Genomic DNA, 19,129 nt, shown 5'->3' with positions numbered 1-19,129 from the left:
TGAGGATGTGGAGACCACCGATGGTGACCGAACGGACCAGCGAGTTGGCCCGACTGGCCGACTCCTTCGCCGACTGCGCGCGGGGTCGCGGTCGGGTGGTGCTCATCGGTGGCGGGCCGGCGACCGGGAAGACCGCGCTGCTGGACGCGCTCGGCGATCTCGTCGGTGAGCGGGCGTCGCTGCTGCGCGCGGTCGGGTCGCTCGGCGAGCGCGGGCTGTCGCTGGGAGTGATCAACCAGCTGCTCGCCGATGCCGAACCCGAGGTCCGCGACCGGCTCGCGACCCTCGCCGCGGCACCGCTCGACGTCCGCTCGGTGGAAGCGGTGGCCGCTCTGCTGCTCGGCGTGGCGGGGGACCGGCCGCTGGTGCTGGCGATCGACGACGTGCACTTCGCCGATCCCGATTCCCAGCAGGTGCTGCTCTACCTGCGCAGGCGGGTCGCGTCGGCCCGGGTGCTGCTCGTGCTGACCGAGTGGGAGCGGCCGAGCCTCGCACGCGAACCCCTGCACGCGGAGCTGGCCCGCCAACCGGATCACCGGATCTGCCTCTCCCCGCTGTCGGCCTCCGGTGCCGCCGCACTGCTCGGCGTCGACGTCGGCGACGTGACGACCGCTTTCGAGCTCAGCGGCGGAAACCCGTTCTTGCTCACCGCACTGCGTCACGACGGACTCGTCGTGGGACCTCATTTCCGGCGCGCGGTGCTGGACTGCCTGACCCGCTGGGACGCGCACTTCCTCGCGGTGGCCGAGGGTTTCGCCATCCTGGGAACGTCGGCTTCATCCGCGCTGATCGCGGATCTGCTGGAGATGACTCAGCCCGCGGTGGACTCCGCGCTCGACGTGCTCAACGCGGCGGGGCTGTCCTGCGCCGGCCGCCTGCGCAACCCCGACATCGTCGTGGAGAGCCTCACCCCTGGTGAGGCGGTGAGGCTGCACGCGCGCGCTGCCGAGCTGCTGCACCGGCGTGGAGCTCCGGCCGTCGAGATCGCCCGCCACCTCACGGCGTCCGGCACCGTTCCCGGGCGCTGGGCCATGCGGCAGCTGCGCGACGCCGCCGAACAGGCCCAGGTGGACGATCCGGCTCTCGCGGTGAGCGGCCTGGAACTCGCCCTCGACGCCTGCGAGGACGAGGGCGAGCGCGTCGCAGTGCGCGCAGCGCTGGTCCGCGCGGCCTGGCGCATCAACCCGGCCATCGCCGCGCGGCATCTCGGCCCGCTCGCGCACCGGCGGGACCTGGGCTGGTGGGACGCGATCGCCGTGGCGAGGTTGCGGCTCTGGCGGGGCGATCCGGACGCGGCGGGGGAGCTGCTGCGCACCACCCGCGCGCACGCCGGGCTACCGCGTCCCCGCGCCGTCGCCGAACTGCGCATCGCCGCTGAGTGGATCTACGGCGGGCTCCGCCATTCCGCGATCTTGACCAGCGAGGACAGCTCGTGGCGGGTCAGCGCGGGTCTGCTGCGGGCGTGGTCCGGGGAGATGTCCGGCGAGACGCTGCGCGCGGCCGAGCACGTCCTGCAGAGCAGCGCGGGTGAGTCGTTGCCCGAGGCGGCGTGCGCCGCCGTCCTGGCCCTGGACCACACCGGTCACGCCGAACGAGCCCGGCACTGGTGCCAGGTCCTGGCGGCCCAGGCCCGCAGGCAGGGGGCCACCACCGCGCAGGCCCTGATCGCAGCGGTGCGCGCGGAGCTGTCGTGGCGGCGCGGCGAACTCGTCCCCGCTGAAGCCGGGGCGAGCGAGGCGCTGCGGCTGCTGCACGAGCAGAGCTGGGGCGTGCTGGTGGGGCTGCCGCTGTCCACGTTGATCCTGGTCAACTCGGCGCTGGGCAGGCACGACGCGGCGGCCGAACTGCTCGCCCGCCCGGTGCCGGAGGAGATGGCCTGCACCGCCATCGGCATCCGCCACCTGCACGCGATGGGCAAGCACGCCCTGATCACGGGTCGGCTCCTGGCGGCGCTGGACGCCTTCGAGCGGGTCGCCGCCCGGATGCGCGCCGGAGACCCGGCGATCCCCACGACGATCCCGTGGCGCGCCGACCTAGCCGAGACCTATCTGCTGCTGGGCAGGCGGAAGGAGGCCCGAGAGCTGGTCGCCGAGCAGCTCGGCGGCTCGTCCGGCGGCGTGCGCGTCCGCGCGATCACCCTGCGGGTCCTGGCCGCCTGCAACGAGCCCCGGCAGCGGGTGGCCGTGCTGCGCGAGGCGATCCAGCTCCTGGATCGCTGCGGCGACCGGCTGGAGCTGGCCCGCGCGCTGGGCGACCTCAGCCAGGCCCACAGCGACCTCGGTCAGCTCCGCGACGCCAGGCTGATCCTGCGCAAGGCCGAGCAGGCGGCCAGGGCCTGCCAGGTCGACGCCCTGGTGTCCCGGAGCCGGGAGTCCTGCGAGGACGTCCGCCCCGAGGGCGAACCGGCGGGCGGACCGCTGCTCAGCGATGCCGAGCGCAAGGTCGCCGAACTCGCCGCCAGGGGCCAGACGAACCGCGAGATCGGTCGCCACCTCTACATCACGGTCAGCACGGTCGAACAGCACCTCACCCGCGTCTACCGCAAGCTCGACGTCCGCAAGCGCACCGAACTCCCAGCCGAACTCGCCCGCCTCGACGACGACACCGGCGATTCGCATGGTGTTACCTGGAGGCCTGAGAGGGCGCATACCTCTGGTGGAGCAACTGCACGGTACTGAAGGCCCGATCGACCCGGCCGGAGTTGCCCGGGTACTCCGTCTTCCAATCTTCGAAAAGCCGATGGTGATCGTGCCGGTGGAGGTCCGGGGCGACAGTGGCGACCAGCTGTGCCACCCCACGTGCTCGTTCATTGCGGGGGTTCTTCTCGGACTGCTCGCACAGGCTGAGCAAGGCTCGTAGCGATGAAGCGCGAGTGCGCTGGTCGAGAAAGACCCGCCAGAAGAGCCGCGCGACCAGCTTCGGGTGCGGGTCGATGAGGAGCGGGTCCTCCTGCTTGGGAAGGGATTGCAAGTAGTACTTCGGGTCGGTGAGGCCGAGTGCGGCTTGTGCGCAGTCGAGCCCGACTGAGCGGAGATTACTCAGTTTCTCAGCGTCACGACGGTGACCGTGCGGCCGCGTCCACTCGACCAGGGCACGAAGAACCAGCTCGCGGTTGGACGGCCGGCTCAGCAACGAGGTCACCGCGACTTTGACGGCGGGAACCAGTCGAGCGTCGCTTCGAGCGATCGTCTCAAGACGGGCCATCGCTCGCTTCGGATCGCGCACGCCGTGCTCGGTGGCGTACACCAGAGCCGCAGTCCACTTGACGTGGAAGCCTGATCCCGTGCACCAGTCTCGGAGGAGCGGTTCGACGAAGTCCTTCGTGCCGGGGTCGTCGGCGAACCTCCCGAGGAGCTCCGCGGAGAGCTCGTTGGAAGTCAGAGATTGCTTGCTCGCGAGCGTCTTGATGTGTTCCAACGGGTCGGTGTGGGGAAGGCCGGTGATGACGTCGTGCAAGGCCTTCGCGCAGTACCACTGGAATCCGTTCTTGGCCTGGCGCGCCATCCAGTCCACGATCACCGGGCGGAACAGGTCGTATTCGAGCCAAGCTCGGCGGAAGGCCCACTTCGCGACGTCTGATCGTCTGAAGTGAACAGTCTCTCGAAAGAGGCTGGCCCCTTTGGCATGGGGATGCCACGTCGTCGTCGCGTTCAAGCTGCTGAGGATGACGCTCTTGCTGAACTCGAAGATCTTCCGCTGTTTGAGACGCTTGTCCTCCGGATTGTCCGCCTCGGCGATCATCTCCTCCAGCTCCTCGGCGGCGCTCATCACGTCGCCGTAGTCGCGGTTCGTGAAGACGGAGATCGCGACCAGCATGGCGTACTCGATCGTCGACCGATCCTCGCGAAACCAGTCTGCTACCAGGTGCTGGGCTTCGCGTGAGAGATCGGCTAGAGCAGGCTCAGGCTCTCGCTTCTTTTCGTGCACGTCCCACGCACGGATGGCGACGAGTTCTGCCTCGTTCGGTGCGGAATCGTCGCGGAGATGTGCGCGGAATCTCTCGGTGAGGATCGTGTCGACGAGATCCGTGGGGCAATCCGGGTGCGATCGCAGGAACTCCCTCGCCACCTCGGTGGAGTCAGGTCGACCGAGCCAGCTCTCGAACTTCTGAAGGCCGAGCTCCAACGCCTCGTCGACGATGACCACCACGTAGCACTGATTCCGCTGAGCCCAGGTCGCTACGCGCTCGGCCGTGCGGGGCGCGATCTTCTGCTGCCATTGCGATTCGGTTCCTTGCCAGATGAACCCGCCGTCGCTGTCGAGCTGTTCGTCGGTGATGCTGTCGAACGAACGACGCACGTTGAGCTGTGAAAACGTGCGCGCTCCGCAGTCGATCAGCATCCGGATCGCGGCCAGCGACCTGCCGGTGCCCTTACCTCGCAGGAGAACGAGATTGGTCTTCTTCAGCGTGGCCAAGGCATCGTCGAATCCCGGGCAGGGGACGAAATGATTCTTGGCGCGTTCCAGATCGTCGTCGGAAACGCGGAAGTCCTGCAGCTCCGGCTTGGAGAACGCGGACCCCGTGTAGTTGTTGTAGTTGACCGACCCGCTGACATGGCCGACGCTGACGCCGTTGTTGGTCTTCGTATCGTTGTTGACCGTGCTCGTGGAGTCGGTCTTCCCGGCGTCGCTCTTCGGGGGAGTGTTATCGGAATCCGCAGTGCGTACCGGTGTTTCGACGGAGTTCATCGCGACTCCCGGGCGTTGTAGTTGACCGACCCGTTGATCTGGCCCGCGCTGATGCCGTAGTTGTTCTCGCCAGTGAAGTTGTTGACGTGGGTCTCCCGCGGCTGCTGTTCGACGTGGTTGCGGTCGCCCGCGATCTGGATTCCCTGGTTGCCCCCGCTGTTGCTGATCGAGTGACCGGCGGGGCGAGCGTCGTCACCAGCTTCCGGCGAAGCCGGTGGGCTCGGTGGAGACTCGGTGAGCTGCGCGGGGTTGACGCCGGCGATGCGCACCCAGGCCTTCTGGTCGAACTCCTTGTGCCGGATGTTCATCGACCCGAAGTCGTGGCGGGTGATGGCCCGGGTGTAGTCACCGCCGAAGACAGCTCGATGTGCGTCATCGGACAGGATGAGCGCCGTGGTGAACCGGTCGGCGGGCAGGGAGGAACGCCAGCGCTTGACGAGTGCTTGGAACTCATCGGCGTCCAGAAGTCGGCAGACATCGATGTTGGGTCGGTACAGCCCGAAATCAGTCGACAAGGGGCCGAGGTGCAACGCGATGCGCAGCCGAATCTCGGGCTTGGCCGACAGGTTGTGCTGGATCAGCAGCGCGTCGATCGAAGCACCAGGTCGATCAGCGCGGGGAGGTACTGACTCGGATAGGCCCGCAGAAGTCCGTCGCCGCTGAACTGCTCGTTGCGGTGCACGTCCTCGCCGATTCCTACCTCGATCGAGGCCTCCGCCACGACCTTCTCCACGAGGCGGGGAATCGAGTCGAGGTGTTCCGGTTGCGTCCCGCCCGATTCGATCGTGTCCGCGGTCAGCAGGGCGCAGTGCTCGGGCATCAGCGATGGGCCATTCGTTTGGCGCAAGGGTCGACTCCGTTCCGTCACTGTGGGTGGGTGAACGGAGTCTTGCCGAGTGGATGGACGCGCCTCTCCCTGAAACCAGGGAGAGGCGCGTGTTCTTTCGACTACTTCACGTGATCGGGCGAGTGTGCAGATAGCCGCGAAGGCGGTGGGGATCGGGCAGCACGAAGGTCAGCCGACGGGTGCGAAGCAGACCTCGGTCGCCCAGTTGCTTCAACGCCGCGTCCACGGTCGCCTCGCCGGCACCGACGCACTGAGCCAGGTCCTTGCGGCTCAGGCCGCTGATGGCCACACCGTCGCGGGTCCGTTCACCGAGTGCTTGGCCCCACGCGAGAAGTTGACGGCACACCCTGGTGGGCACGTCCTGAGAAGCCAGGTTGATCTGGCGCTGATCCGCGCGGTGCAGGCGTTCGTACGCAATGCGGCCGAGGATCAGCGGCAGCTCAGGATGTCGCCGCAAGAATTCCTTGAAGTCCCGATGGTGGACTCTCGTAGCCTCGCACGCGGTGTGTGCCACGACCGTGGCGCTGCGAGGCTTGGACTCCATCACGCCTTGCTCACCGATGAGTTCGCCCTTGCCGTACAGTCCCGCGATCAGGTCACGGCCGTTTCCCGCCAGTTGAACTTTGACGAATCCGCGCTCGATGAGCAGGACGTGGTCGCTCGGCCGGTCGACGAGCAACAGCAGCTCGTTGCGGTCGAAGTCCGTCCGAGTGCCCAGTCCGCGCAGCTCGGTGCAGAGGTCCGTGCCCGCATGAGTGACGAAGCTGTCCTGCGCGGGCAGATAACCGGTGTCGACGTCTTCTGCCGTGCCCCCAAGATCCACGCGGTGATCATCCGTGGACAATCGCCGGTACAGCTAGCGCTTTTCGAGCGATTGCTGGCCACTGAACGGGTGGATCTCGGGATTGAATGCAGACCGAAACGATCTTCACCTCGATGGAGCAGCATGGATGCTGGATCGTGTTCCGCTGGGCGGGGTTTCAGGATGAGATTGTTGACGTTAAGGGTGCGTAATGCGACTATCGAGCGCGCCGCTGAGCCAGCCATCGACGAATTTGCCGTGCATGTTCCGTTTGTTTGGTGTCCTTTCCTCACTATTCGCTGCGCGGGGTTGATTCCTCGTCGTGGATTTCTGCCTGTTCGGGGGAGGTTGGTCGATGGCTGATTCCGGGCTGGCCAGGATCAGCGTTCCCGTCGGGTCGTTCTACCGGTTGTCGGCGGAGGTCTTCCGGCTCGGGTTCCGGCGTCCTTTCCAGGGGCGCGAATTCCTGCAGCAGGCGTGGATGATCGTGAGCGTGTCGGTGGTGCCGACGCTGCTGGTGGCCATCCCGTTCTGCGTCATCGTCGTGTTCCAGCTCAACCAGCTGCTGACCGAGCTGGGCGCGGCGGACCTGGCCGGGGCCGGGGCGGGGTTGGCGGTGGTGCGGGAGATCGGCCCGATGGTCAGCGTGCTGGTCGTCGCGGGAGCCGGCGCGACCGCGATCTGCGCTGATCTGGGTGCGCGCAAGATTCGCGACGAGATCGAAGCGATGAGCGTGATGGGCCTGAACCCGGTGCAACGGCTCGTGGTTCCGCGAGTGCTGGCCTCCACGATCGTCGCCCTCGCGCTCAACGGCCTGGTCACGTTCGTCGGATTGGGCGGGAGCTTCCTGTTCTCGGTGCTCGTGCAGAACTCCAGCGCGGGCCTCTTCCTGTCGAACCTGACCTTGCTGACCGGAGTCGACGATCTCCTCGTGAGCGAGTTGAAGGCGGCCGTCTTCGGGTTGCTGTCCGGTTTGGTCGCCTGCCACCTGGGTCTCAACGCCAAGGGCGGGCCGAAGGGCGTCGGCGACGCGGTGAACCAGACGGTCGTGTTCAGCTTCATCCTGCTGTTCGCCGCGAACTCGCTGATCACCGCCGTGTTCCTGCAGGCGAGGGGCTAGCGCATGGCGATCGGCGAGTCCAAGCGCGACAAGGTGGTCCGGGTGCCGCTGCGCAAGCTGGAGGACACCGGTCGTCAGGTGGTCTTCCACGGTCGCGTGTACGCCTCCGTGCCGACGGCGCTCTCGCGCTACAAGCGGGAGGTGGCGCGGCTGATCGCCGAGGTCAGCCTCGGCACCGGCGGTCTGGCGGTCATCGGCGGGACCGTGGTGATCGTGGTGTTCATGACCGCCGCGATCGGTGTCGAGGTCGGACTCCAGGGCTACTCCTCGCTGGCCAACATCGGTGTCGAGGCGCTGGCCGGTTTCGTCTCCTCCTACGCCAACACCCGCGAAGCCGCACCGGTGATCGCCGGCGTGGCGCTGACGGCCACCGTGGGCGCCGGTTTCACCGCGCAGCTCGGCGCGATGCGGATCAGCGAGGAGATCGACGCCCTGGAGGTCATGGCGATCAGGTCGGTTCCCTACCTGGTGACGACGCGGATCATCGCCGGGTTCGTGGCCATCATCCCGCTGTACTCGCTGGCGGTGCTGGGATCGTTCGCGGCGACGAGGCTCGTCGTGACCGTCGCGTATGGACAGTCCGGCGGTACCTACGACCACTACTTCAGCGCCTTCCTGGTGCCCTCGGACCTGCTGTGGTCGTTCGTCAAAGCGCTGGCCATGTCCATCGTGGTGATGTCGGTTCACTGCTACCACGGTTTCGCCGCCAGCGGTGGTCCTGCGGGCGTGGGCCAGGCGGTGGGCAAGGCCGTGCGGGGCTCGTTGATCGGCGTGATGCTGGTCGACCTGCTGCTGGACCTCGCGATCTACGGCTCCGACTCGTCGGTCCACATCGCGGGGTGATGCGGGTGAACTGGAGGTACGTGCTCGCGGGCGCCGGTTTCACGATGTTCCTGGGGCTGCTGGCCGTGCTGTCGATCGCCCAGTACCACCGGGTGTTCGACCGCGTGGTCGCGGTCTCCCTCCTCGCCGACCGGTCCGGGCTGCTGATGGAACCGGGCTCACCGGTCAAGCTGCGCGGCGTCGAGGTCGGCTCGGTGAGCGAGGTGACCACCGACGGCACCGGCGCCCGGGTGACCGTTGAACTCGACCCCGACCAGGCCGAGCGGATCCCGGCCGAGGTGTCGGCGAACCTCGTTCCCACCACGGTGTTCGGCGCCAAGTACGTCGAGCTGACCGCGCAGGGCGGCTCCGGCGAGCACATCGCGGCAGGTGCCGTGATCGACCGCGCGCGGGTGAACGTCGAGCTGGACCACACCTTCGACCACGTCATGCGCACCCTGCAGGGCGTGCCACCGAGCAAGATCAACGCTGCCCTGACCTCGGTCTCGGGTTCCTTGCGCGGGAACGGCGAACGCCTCCACCAGCTGATCGCCGACACCGACGGCTACCTGCGCGCGTTCAACCCGAACCTGCCCGAACTCGAAGCCCGGCTGCCCGAGATCGCGGCGGTCGCCGACGACTACCGGGCCGTCGCGGGGGACTTCACCACCACCGCGAGCAACCTCGGCGGCACCAGCACCACGCTGGTCCAGCAGGACCGGCAGTTCGCGGCGTTCCTGCTGTCGATGACCGAGGTCGGCAACACCACCGGCGGGTACCTGGAACGCCACGGCGACCAGCTCGTGACCACGCTGGACACCCTCGCGCCCAGCACCGCACTGCTGCGCCGCTACTCACCCGTGGTGCCGTGCTTCTTCCAGGGCATGGAGCGCAACGGCCGGCTCATCCGCGCGGTCACCGGGGGTCCGGAGTTCGGCGGAACCCACCCCAACGCGCACGTCACCATCAGCCTGCTGCCCGGCATGCCCGCCTACCAGTACCCGGAGAACCTCCCCAAGACCGGCGTCGACACCGGCCCGCAATGCCACGGATTGCCGGAGGTGCGGGGCATCCCGCCGTACGTCGAGTACGACACCGGCGCCAACCCGTACCGGGGGTCTGACGAGACCGCGACGCTGAACCCGGACCTGCTGGCGCTCTACCTGTTCGGGCCGCTCCCACCGCCCGGAGGTGGCCGGTGAGGGGCGAGGTCATCAAGCTGTCGGTGTTCTTCACGATCGCGGCCGTCGCCGCCGGCTACATCGCGATCCTGCTGGGCGAAACGCGCCGCGCGGGCCCGGAAACCCCGGTGCGGGCGGTGTTCTCCGACGTGTCCTACCTGGAGCCCGGGGATCCGGTGCGGATCGCGGGCGTGCGCGTCGGACGCGTCGAGGCGTTGCGTATGCGACCCGACGCGACGGTGCTGGTGACGATGGCGGTCTCGGGCGCGCCGCCGCTCACCGAGGGCACCCGCGCGACCGTCAAGTACCGCGACCTCGTCGGCAACCGCTACCTGGAACTCGGCGAAGGCGAAGGAGGTCCGCCGCTGGCCGACGCGGTCATCCCGCTGGAGCGCACCCGACCGGCGCTGGACCTCGACGTCCTGGTCGGCGGCTTCCAACCGCTGTTCCAGGCGATGTCGCCGGAGCAGGTCAACCAGCTGTCCGGTTCGCTGATCCAGACCCTGCAGGGCGAAGCCGGGGCGCTGAACTCGTTCCTGACGTCCCTGGCGTCGGTCACCCACACCCTCGCCGACCGCGACCGGCTGATCGGCGACGTCATCGGCAACCTCGACGCAGCGCTGGCCACCTTCGACGAGCACGACCGGCAGGTCTCCGACGTCATCGCGCAGACCCGGCAACTGGTGAGCGGATTGGCCGCCGACCGCGGTTCGGTCACCGGCGCCGTCGACCACCTGCACGGGCTCACCGCGGCAGCCGCCGACCTGCTGCCCAGGCTGCGGCCCGACCTCCGCGCCGAGATCGGTGACCTGCGCGCGCTGTCCGGCACGCTCAACGCCAACGACGAGCAGCTGCGCACTGCGCTGGCCGAACTGCCCGAGGCCTACCGCCGCATCGGCAGGATCGGCGTGAACGGCAACTTCTTCAACGCCTACCTGTGCAGCGTGCGGATCCGGACCAGCGCCCCGGCCGGCGGGTACGTCTACACGCCGTGGATCGACAGCGACGTGCGGCGCTGCGCGGAACCGGGGGAGTGAGGATGACCGATTCCAAGCTCGGCGTGATCGGCACAGCCCTGCTGGCCGTCCTCGTGCTGTTCTCGCTCAGCGGCGACGCGATCTCGCCGCTGCTGGCCGGGCGCAGCCTGCACGCGGTGTTCGCCGAGGCGGGCGGGCTGGTCGAAGGCGACCCCGTGGTGGTCTCCGGCATGACCGTCGGCCGCGTCGAGGAGGTCGCGCTGCGCGACACCGACGTCCTGATCTCCTTCCACGTCGACGAACCCGGCCTGCGGATCGGCGAGGCGAGCACCGCCGCGGTCAAGGCCCAGAGCGCCCTCGGCGAGAAGGCCCTGAGCCTCGGCCCGGCCGGGCCCGGTGAGCTCCCGGACGACGCCCACATCCCGCTGTCGCGGACCGTGCCGCCGTACGACGTGGCCCAAGCGCTGCAGGGCCTGACCGACAACACCGCCCGGCTGGACACCGCGCGGCTGACCACGGCGATCGACACCGTCGCCGACACCCTGGAAGGCACCGCCCGGAGCGTTCCCGGAGCGCTGACCGGGCTGCGGCGGCTGGCCGAGAGCGTCAACGCCCGCGACACCGAACTGCGCTCGCTGCTGGAGCACTCCCGCGCCACCACGCAGGTCCTCGCGCAGCACGATTCGGACCTGCGCGCCGTCTTCGAGGAGGGCACCACGTTGCTGCTGGCGCTCAACGAGCGGCAGGCCGCCATCGAGCAGCTGCTGGCGGACCTGACCAGGACCGCCGACGAGCTCGACGCGCTCGCCCGCGAGAACGACGCGCAGCTGCGCCCGGCGCTGACCGAACTGCAGTCGGTGCTGACGATCCTGCGCGAGAACCGAGACAACGTCACCGCCGCCGTGCACGAGGCGGTCCCGATGCTGCGGACCCTCGGCGAGGTGCTGTCCACGATGCCCGCGCTGGACGCGTACTTCGCCAACATCCCGCCGACCAACGCGGTGCCCGGACTGGAACAGCTGCTCGGGAGGGGGACCCGATGATCCGGCGAGTGCTGGCGATCCTGCTCGGAGCGCTCCTCGTGGTGGCCGCCGTCCACCTGCTGACCGCGGAGCGGCAGAAGCACGCGACCGCCTACTTCCCGAGCGCGAGCGGCATCCACGTCGACGACGAGGTGCGGGTGCTGGGCGTGCGGGTCGGCGAGATCGACGAGATCGTCCCCGAAGGCACCCGGGTTCGGGTCCGCTTCGGCTACGACGCCGACCGCGCGGTCCCGGCCGACACCTCGGTGGCCCTGGTGGCGCCGAGCCTGGTCAGCGGCCGGTACCTGCAGCTGGCGCCGGTCTACCGGGGAGGCCCGCTGCTCGCCGACGAGGCGGAGATCCCGCAGTCGCGCACGGTGGTGCCCGCCGAGTGGGACCAGACCAACGCCGAGCTCACCGAACTGGCGAAAGCGCTCGGACCCACCGGCGCGAACCGCGAAGGGGCCGTGTCCCGCGCCGTCGAAGCCGGCGCCGCCAACCTGGGCGGCAACGGTGCCGAGTTCCGCCGCACGCTCGACCAGCTCGCCGGGACCTCCACCACCGCCGAGGCGGGCAGCGAAGACCTGTTCGCGAGCCTGCGCAACCTCGACGAGTTCACCTCGGGGCTCAACGCGAGCCAGGACCGGCTGCGGGCCTTCTCCACCCAGCTCGCCTCGATCAGCGCGCTCGCCGAGGACAACCGCGCACGCCTGGGCCAGGCCTTGGCCTCGTCCGACCGGGCGCTGGTCACGATCACCGACTTCACCCGCACCCACCAGCAGCAGCTCGGCGACACCGTCGGCTCGCTGCGCGACGTCACCTCCACGCTGGCCGCGAGTCGAGGCGATCTCGCCGAAGTGCTGCACATCGCGCCGCAGACGCTGGCCAACCTCTACAACATCTACGAACCGTCCACCGGATCGGCCAGCACCCGGATCCAGATCCCCTACACCGCAAGCCTTTCCAGCTTCACGTGCCAGATGGTGTTCTCCGCGGGCGGCACCATCGACGACTGCAGGGCCGCGCTGGACCCGCTGCTGCGGCCGCTGGACCAGCCGCACCTGCCGGTCGGCCTGGACCCGCTGCACCGCACGGGCAACCCGCACCGGCAACCGCCACCGGGTGGCCCGTGATGCGCCGGCTCGCCCTCCTGCTGGTCCCCGCGCTGCTGGCCGGGTGCGCGATCGACAGCGCCCAGATGGTGCCGCTGCCGGGCGGACCGGGCAGCGGATCCGACGCGCAGCGCGTCGTGGTGCGCTTCGCCGACGTCGCCAACCTGGTACCGCGCTCGGAGGTCAAGGTCGACGACGTCACCGTGGGCGCGGTGCGCAGCATCCGGCTGCACGGCTGGCAGGCGGAGGTGGAGATCGGCCTGGACCCGGACGTGGTGCTGCCCGCCGACGCCGTGGCCAACATCGGGCAGAAGAGCCTGCTCGGCGCCCAGTACGTCGAGCTCGCGAGACCGGAGGGACAGGCGACCGGGCGGCTGCGCGACGGCGACCTCATCCCGGTGGAGCGGACCAACCGCTACCCGGGCACCGAGGAACTGCTCGCGGCGCTGTCGCTGTGGCTCAACGGCGGTGGGCTGCGCCAGGTCCGGGAGGTCACCGACGAGCTCAACCGCGCGCTGAGCGGCAACGAGCAGCAGGCGAGGGACCTCATCCACCAGCTCGACACCCTCGCGCGCTCCGCCGACGAGCAGAAGGCGCAGATCATCCGCTCCATCGAAGCCGTCGACGGCCTCGCGGCGCGGCTGCGGGCGGACTCCCAGCGGCTCGGTCGGGCCTTCGACGAGCTGGGGCCGGGAATCCGCGTCCTCAACGAGCAGCGCGACTCGTTGCGCTCGGCCCTGGACGCCTCCAGCCGCCTGGGCGCGGTGGGAACCGACGTGCTCGACCGGTCCCGCGAGGACCTGCTGGCCAACGTGCGCGACCTGCGACCCACCCTGCACCAGCTCGTGGAAGCCGGTGACAGCGTGCCGAAATCCCTGGACACGCTGGGAACCCTGCTGTTCCCCCTGAGCACCTACAAGAAGGTCGTGCGCGGCGACTACCTGAACCTGGCCGTGACGCTGGACCTCTCGGTCCCCGCGCTCGAATCCGGTCTGCTGGCGGGGACTCCCGTCGAGACCGTGCTCGGCGTCGCCCGCACCGCGCTGCAGGCCACCGACCCGATCCGCGGGCCGCTGGGCATCGGTTCCCCCATCGAGGAACCGCCGCCCTCGCCGCCGCCGGAGAACCCGCCGCCCGACCCCGAACTCCCGCTGCTCGGCGACCTGCTGGGAGGCAACTGATGCTGACCAGGCGAATCCGGGCCCAGCTGGCGGTGTTCGCCGCGCTCACCGTGTTCGGCGTGGGCACCGTGCTGGTGAACTACCTCGACCTGCGGCAGCTGCTGGGCTTCGGGCAGTACCAGGTCACCGCCGTGTTCACCGACGCCACCGGACTGCACCCGGGAGCCGTGGTCGGCTACCGGGACGTCGAGATCGGCAAGGTGCGTTCGGTGGAGCTGGGCGACGGCACCGCCGTGGCCACGCTCGGCATCGACGACGACGTCCGCGTACCGGCCCGGGTGAGCGCGGCGATCCGCAGCAAGTCGGCGATCGGCGAGCAGTCGGTCAACCTCACCCCGGCCGAGGACGGGCCTCCGTGGCTCGAACCGGGCGACCGCATCACCGAGACGACGACGCTGCCGCGCACCGACGAGCTCATCACCAGCCTCGACGATCTCGCCGCCTCCGTCCCGCAAGACGAGCTCAACGTGGTCCTGGACGAGCTGATCACCGGGCTCGGCGGTCAGGAAGCGCAGGTCACCACGCTGCTGGAGAACACCAGGACCGTGCTGCACCGGGCCGGGGCCAATCTGGAACCGACCGTCGGGCTCATCCGCGAACTGGAACCGTTCCTGCGGACCCAGCAGCAGATCGCGCCGGAAACCCGGTCCACCTTGCGGGATCTCGCGTCGTTCACCGACCAGCTGCGCCGCAGCGACGCGGACCTGCGCGGGGTCCTGGCCGACACGCCGTCCGCTGCCGACGCGCTGATCGGCCTGCAGGACAGGCTGACGCCCGCGCTGCCGCAGCTGCTCGCCGACCTGGACTCCACCGGGCAGGTCATCCGGACCCAACTGCCCGGCGTTTCGCAGACCCTCGTGCTCTACCCGGCGGTGACCGCGGCGCTGCAACGGGTCGTCCAGCAACCGGGAGCCGCGCCCGGCAGCGCGCACCTGGGCATCCGCACCAGCGTCAACAGCACGCCGCCCTGCTACTCCGGCTACACGTCGATGTCGCAGCAGCGGTCGTTCGGCGACGAAACTCCCGCCGAGACCCCGCCCGACCAGTACTGCAAGGTCGCGCCGGACGATCCGCGATCGGTCCGCGGAACGCGGAACTACCCGTGCGCCAACGACCCTGGTCGACGCGGGCCGAGCGCGGCCGCGTGCGGGGCGCGGCCGGAGGAGGTCGTGGCCCCCTACGACCCGAGCACCGGCAACGCGATGCTGCCCGACGGACACCTGGTCCTGCTCGGCGACGTGCGAGAACAGCGAGGAGAGGAGCAGGGGACATGGCGCGATCTGCTGCTGAAGTGAGGCGCACCGCGGGCCTGGTGATGGCGACCGCGCTGCTCGTCGGACTCGTCGTGGCGGGCACGCAGTTCCAGAACTCGGCGCGGGCCGCGGCCGAGCGCGAGGAGTCCGGCCGGCAGGCCGTCGCCGTCGCCCGCCAGGCCGCGCTGGCCCTGACCAACATCAGCGCGCCGACCGTCGAGCAGGACTCGCAACGGCTGGCCTCGCTGGCGACCGGCGCCTTCTCCGACCAGTTCGCCCAGCAGAGCCCGGCTTTCCGCGATCTCGTCACCGGATCCCAGGTGACCTCCCGGGGCGAGGTCGTCGAGGCGGCCCTGTCGCACGCCGACGACCGCACGGCGGTCGCGCTCGCCGCGGTGCGCGCCACGGTCGGCAACGCGGGGTCGCCGGAAGGGCAGGAGCGCCAGTACCGGATGCGGATCACCCTCGAGAAGACGGCCGGCACCTGGCTCGTCGCCAACCTGGAGTTCGTGCCATGACCACCACAGCTGAAGCCACCGACGAGCAGGAGGTCGTCGCGACGCCGCGGCGGCGGAGGATCGTGACCGCGCTGGTCGTGCTGGTGCTGCTGGCCGCCGCCACCGGGGTCTGCGTCCTGCACCTGCGGCAGGCGGCCGCCGCACGCGTCGACTCGGCGCGGTCGGAGGCCGGCCGGGCAGCCGCGCAGCGCATCCCGGAAGTGCTCAGCTACAGCCACGACACGCTCGACCGCGACCTCGACGCGGCCCAGCGCGCGGTCACCGGCGCATTCGCCCGCGACTACCTCGAACTGCAGCGCAGCGCGGTCCGCCCCGCGGCGGTGCGCGACCGGATCAGCACCCGCACCACGGTCTCCGCCCTGGGCGTCGTCAGCGCCGAGGAGAACCGCGTGGTGGTGCTGGCGTTCATCAACCAGCTCACCACCAGCGCACGCCAGACGACTCCGCTGATCGAGGGCGCCCGGATCCGCGTGACCTTGGAGAAGACCGGCGACGACTGGCTGGTGTCCAAGATGGACACCGTGTGAGCAGTGCGCATGCCTGATCGGTGGCGCCCGGTTCCTGAACAGCGCAGGTGGGACTCCTTTCATGTATCAGTTCCGCTGTGATGTTGACCCGGAGGGTGCGCGGTGCCAGTATCGCTGTTGACGACGTTGCCCACGACGAGCCGTGACAGAGCCCGTTCCGCTGAGTTCCAGAGCTGATCTTCCTCTTCGTTCGCCGAGGTTCCTTCCTGCTCAGGCCGTTTCCCGGGCGGAGGTCGTCGCTCGACGGTCGGCTGCAAGCTCGGCAGGAACCTAGCCGTTCTTCCAAAGGGGGAGGAGCAGCAATGGTTTTCCAGCTGGAGAAGGTCAACGAAGCTATCCGCAGGCGGGTTCCACCGCTCACCTCGATGCCGCTGCCGCGGTCGGTGGACCGCCGAATTCTCGAAAAGCGCTGGCCGGTAACCGAACTCGCGCCACCGCCGCCGGGGAGCGGGCTCAAACCCGTGCTCGGCGACGCCGGGCCCCCGGTGATCGGCCACTCGCTGGACTTCATGCGCTACGGCCCCGCGTTCGCGCTGCGCCGCTACCAGCTCTTCGGCCAGGTCTCCTGGGCCTACTCGCTAGGCCAGCGCATGGTCACCCTCGGCGGGCCGGAAGCCACCTCGATCGCCCTGGTCAACAAGGACAAGGCGTTCTCCCAGGGCGGGTGGCGGACGCTCATCGACAAGTTCTTCCACCGCGGCCTGATGCTGCTGGACTTCGACGAGCACATGGGTCACCGGCGCATCATGCAGCAGGCCTTCACCCGGCAGCGGCTCACCGGTTACGTCGACCAGATGGGCCCGACCCTGCGGGAAGGTGTCGTCGCGTGGGGCGGGCAGGAGCGGCCGCGCTTGTACTGGCTGCTCAAGCAGTTGACGCTGGACGTGGCGACCCGGGTGTTCATGGGACGCGGCAGCGGCGCCGAAGCCGACCGCGTGAACCGCGCTTTCGTCGACTCGGTGCGCGCGGCCACCGCCGTGGTGCGCTACCCGGTCCCCGGTGGTCGCTGGGCCGCGGGCCTGGCCGGTCGCAAGCTGCTGGAGCGCTACTTCGCCGACAACATCGGCTCAGCCCGCGCGGTCGAGGGCGATGACCTGTTCTCCGCGCTGTGCCACGCACGCAGCGACGACGGCGAGCAGTTCGGCGACGACGACGTCATCAACCACATGATCTTCCTGATGATGGCCGCCCACGACACCTCCACCATCACCAGTTCCGCCGTGGCCTACTACCTGGCCAAGCACCCGGAGTGGCAGGAGCGCGCCCGCGCCGAATCGCTGGCGCTGGGGGACGACATCCCCGACATCGAAGCGGTGGAGAAGCTCGAGACTCTGGACCTGGTGATCAAGGAAGCGCTGCGGCTCGTCGCGCCGGTGCCCTCGATGGTGCGCACGACCGTCCGCGACACCGACGTCCTGGGCCACCACGTCCCCGCCGGAACGATGGTGGGCGTGTCCCCGCTGGTCAACCACTTCTCCGAGGATCACTGGACGAACCCGTTCGAGTTCGATCCGGAGCGCTTCGGCGAGGACCGCCGGGAGGACAAGTCGCACCGGTTCGCCTGGATGCCCTTCGGCGGCGGCGCGCACAAGTGCATCGGACTGCACTTCGGGACCCTGGAGGTGAAGCTGCTGCTGCACGAGATGCTGCGGGCCTACACCTGGACGGTCCCGGACGACTACGAGGTCAAGTGGGATTACGTGTCGCTGCCGGTGCCCGTCGACGGACTGCCGGTGACCCTGCGGCGGAGGTAATCCGGTGCGGCAGGTCCCAGTTTTAGTCCAAACCGAGCCATGATCATGTCCGAAATGTCGGCTCAGTTAGGACTAAAACTGGGAGTGGGTCACCCGAGCGGGGCGCCGAGGAGGGGGAGGGTCCGGAGGTCGTCGAGGGTGACCGTGAGGCCGGCGAGGGCGCAGGTGGCGCGCATGGTCACCGCGCAGTCGAACTGCCCCGGCTCCAGGTTCTCGTCCTCGACGACGCCCGCCAGCTCGAACGCGGTGCGAAGTTCCTCGGGGAATCCGGCGAGGTCGTCCTCCACCAGATCGTCGACGTTGATCCAGGCGACCTGCTCGCCGTCGACGGCGAAGGACATGCTCGCGTCGCCGTTGATGGTGAACACGCTGGTCGCGGCGGTCCGGCCGGATGCCGACAGGTTCTCGGTCGCGTCGTCGAAGGTGTGCCCGGAGTCGTCGTAGACGAAGGTCCAGTCGCCGACCTGCCCGGCCAACAGCGCGGCGGACGTACCGGGCTCGATTCCCAGTGCCGCTCCGGGCAGCGAGGTCCAGTCGTCGGGCTTGCTCTCGGGCAGCGCGCAAGGCCGGATCAGGTGCGGCTTGGCGCCGATCACCTCCAGCGCTGCCCTGGGGTCGAGACCGCGGACGGCGTGCAGGATGTGGTTCGGGTCCGCGCAGGCCAGTTCCGTGATCCACTTCGGATCGCCGTCGTCGTCCAGAGCGCTCGGTGGAAAACCTGGTACGGGCACGGGTGTCTCACTTCCGGTCGTCGATCGTGGCGCGGTCCGCTCCGCAACCACCACACGGCCGGCGGGGTGCTTCTGGATCACTCGGGCCGGTGATGAGTCCGGAGTTTGACTTGATTAGTTCAAGAAAATCCGGCAGGGTGGCGGGCGTGACGACGACTGCGGATTACGAGCGCATGCTGCGCGAGGTCGCACTGCGTGTGACGCGGCCTCGGGTGGCAGTGCTGTCCGCAGTGCACGACAACGCGCACGCCGACACAGATTCGATCATCGGTCAAGTCCGGAACGACCTGCCCAAGGTGTCCCACCAGGCCGTCTACGACGTCTTGCGGGCGCTCACCGTGGCCGGTCTGGTGCGCCGGATCCAGCCGATGGGGTCCGTGGCCCGCTACGAGGCGCGGGTCGGGGACAACCACCACCACGTCGTGTGCCGGTCGTGCGGAGAGATCCACGACGTCGACTGCTCCGTGGGTTCCGCGCCGTGCTTGGAGGCGTCGGACACCCACGGCTTCGTCATCGACGAAGCAGAGGTCATCTACTGGGGGCTCTGCGCACACTGCGCCCCCGAATCCGCTGAAGAACCGCACTGAAATTCG

18 protein-coding genes are annotated in these 19,129 nt (G+C 69.3%); 13 read left to right on the top strand and 5 right to left on the bottom strand.

The window, feature by feature from the left end; translation table 11 throughout:
* The first annotated feature begins 20 nt into the window (after positions 1-20).
* Complete coding sequence (locus FHU35_RS03430; RefSeq protein ID WP_186459240.1) at positions 21-2,678, top strand: helix-turn-helix transcriptional regulator; 2,658 nt, start codon at positions 21-23, stop codon at positions 2,676-2,678.
* Here the strand turns inward: FHU35_RS03430 and FHU35_RS03425 are convergent.
* The 4 genes from FHU35_RS03425 to FHU35_RS03410 all read right to left on the bottom strand — a co-directional run bounded on the left by FHU35_RS03425 (position 2,623) and on the right by FHU35_RS03410 (position 6,380).
* Positions 2,623-4,689: a hypothetical protein gene (locus tag FHU35_RS03425; RefSeq protein WP_145736619.1), complete on the bottom strand. Its 2,067-nt coding sequence runs from the start codon at positions 4,687-4,689 to the stop codon at positions 2,623-2,625. The two genes, FHU35_RS03430 and FHU35_RS03425, sit on opposite strands and share 56 nt — an antisense overlap.
* A complete protein-coding gene (locus tag FHU35_RS03420; RefSeq protein ID WP_145736617.1) occupies positions 4,686-5,204 on the bottom strand; it encodes a hypothetical protein in 519 nt (172 codons plus the stop codon). Before FHU35_RS03420 ends, FHU35_RS03425 begins: the two co-directional genes overlap by 4 nt.
* Positions 5,205-5,266: 62 nt before the next feature.
* Positions 5,267-5,536: a hypothetical protein gene (locus FHU35_RS03415; RefSeq protein ID WP_145736615.1), complete on the bottom strand. Its 270-nt coding sequence runs from the start codon at positions 5,534-5,536 to the stop codon at positions 5,267-5,269.
* A 106-nt stretch (positions 5,537-5,642) separates the two neighbouring features.
* Positions 5,643-6,380 carry a Crp/Fnr family transcriptional regulator gene (locus tag FHU35_RS03410; RefSeq protein WP_145736613.1) on the bottom strand — a complete coding sequence of 246 codons (738 nt, stop codon included), beginning with the start codon at positions 6,378-6,380 and terminating at the stop codon, positions 5,643-5,645.
* A gap of 313 nt (positions 6,381-6,693) precedes the next feature.
* Between FHU35_RS03410 and FHU35_RS03405 the strand changes: the two genes are divergently transcribed.
* The 11 genes from FHU35_RS03405 to FHU35_RS03350 all read left to right on the top strand — a co-directional run bounded on the left by FHU35_RS03405 (position 6,694) and on the right by FHU35_RS03350 (position 17,805).
* Positions 6,694-7,458, top strand: coding sequence for an MlaE family ABC transporter permease (locus FHU35_RS03405; protein ID WP_145736611.1), 765 nt, complete (start codon positions 6,694-6,696; stop codon positions 7,456-7,458).
* 3 nt (positions 7,459-7,461) lie between these two features.
* Positions 7,462-8,301 (top strand): MlaE family ABC transporter permease, encoded by an 840-nt coding sequence (locus FHU35_RS03400; protein WP_145736609.1) that lies wholly within the window; start codon positions 7,462-7,464, stop codon positions 8,299-8,301.
* A 5-nt stretch (positions 8,302-8,306) separates the two neighbouring features.
* Positions 8,307-9,482 (top strand): MCE family protein, encoded by a 1,176-nt coding sequence (locus FHU35_RS03395; RefSeq protein WP_186459239.1) that lies wholly within the window; start codon positions 8,307-8,309, stop codon positions 9,480-9,482.
* The gene (locus tag FHU35_RS03390; RefSeq protein ID WP_145736605.1) at positions 9,479-10,498 is read left to right on the top strand and encodes an MCE family protein; all 1,020 of its coding nucleotides are present in this window, start codon (positions 9,479-9,481) and stop codon (positions 10,496-10,498) included. Before FHU35_RS03395 ends, FHU35_RS03390 begins: the two co-directional genes overlap by 4 nt.
* A gap of 2 nt (positions 10,499-10,500) precedes the next feature.
* A complete protein-coding gene (locus FHU35_RS03385; protein ID WP_145736603.1) occupies positions 10,501-11,481 on the top strand; it encodes an MCE family protein in 981 nt (326 codons plus the stop codon).
* On the top strand, positions 11,478-12,593 hold the full coding sequence (locus FHU35_RS03380) for an MCE family protein (protein ID WP_186459238.1): 1,116 nt from the start codon (positions 11,478-11,480) through the stop codon (positions 12,591-12,593). The genes FHU35_RS03385 and FHU35_RS03380 overlap by 4 nt, the downstream gene beginning before the upstream one ends.
* The gene (locus FHU35_RS03370) at positions 12,593-13,753 is read left to right on the top strand and encodes an MCE family protein (protein WP_145736601.1); all 1,161 of its coding nucleotides are present in this window, start codon (positions 12,593-12,595) and stop codon (positions 13,751-13,753) included. The genes FHU35_RS03380 and FHU35_RS03370 overlap by 1 nt, the downstream gene beginning before the upstream one ends.
* Positions 13,753-15,048 (top strand): MCE family protein, encoded by a 1,296-nt coding sequence (locus FHU35_RS03365; RefSeq protein ID WP_145736599.1) that lies wholly within the window; start codon positions 13,753-13,755, stop codon positions 15,046-15,048. The genes FHU35_RS03370 and FHU35_RS03365 overlap by 1 nt, the downstream gene beginning before the upstream one ends.
* Positions 15,024-15,524: an Mce protein gene (locus FHU35_RS03360; RefSeq protein WP_145736597.1), complete on the top strand. Its 501-nt coding sequence runs from the start codon at positions 15,024-15,026 to the stop codon at positions 15,522-15,524. Before FHU35_RS03365 ends, FHU35_RS03360 begins: the two co-directional genes overlap by 25 nt.
* A complete protein-coding gene (locus FHU35_RS03355; RefSeq protein WP_145736595.1) occupies positions 15,521-16,051 on the top strand; it encodes a hypothetical protein in 531 nt (176 codons plus the stop codon). Before FHU35_RS03360 ends, FHU35_RS03355 begins: the two co-directional genes overlap by 4 nt.
* Before the next feature lie 302 nt (positions 16,052-16,353).
* Positions 16,354-17,805 (top strand): cytochrome P450, encoded by a 1,452-nt coding sequence (locus FHU35_RS03350; RefSeq protein WP_145736593.1) that lies wholly within the window; start codon positions 16,354-16,356, stop codon positions 17,803-17,805.
* 89 nt (positions 17,806-17,894) lie between these two features.
* Here the strand turns inward: FHU35_RS03350 and FHU35_RS03345 are convergent, their stop codons facing one another.
* Complete coding sequence (locus FHU35_RS03345) at positions 17,895-18,536, bottom strand: hypothetical protein (protein ID WP_145736591.1); 642 nt, start codon at positions 18,534-18,536, stop codon at positions 17,895-17,897.
* A 173-nt stretch (positions 18,537-18,709) separates the two neighbouring features.
* On the opposite strand from FHU35_RS03345, the gene FHU35_RS03340 reads away from it, so the two are divergent.
* A complete protein-coding gene (locus FHU35_RS03340; protein ID WP_145737927.1) occupies positions 18,710-19,123 on the top strand; it encodes a Fur family transcriptional regulator in 414 nt (137 codons plus the stop codon).
* The last annotated feature ends 6 nt before the right edge of the window (positions 19,124-19,129 follow it).

This window comes from Saccharopolyspora dendranthemae (assembly GCF_007829955.1).
Classification (GTDB): domain Bacteria; phylum Actinomycetota; class Actinomycetes; order Mycobacteriales; family Pseudonocardiaceae; genus Saccharopolyspora; species Saccharopolyspora dendranthemae.
The sequence above is the reverse complement of the archived record's forward strand: the minus strand, read 5'-3'. Positions and strand labels throughout refer to the sequence as shown.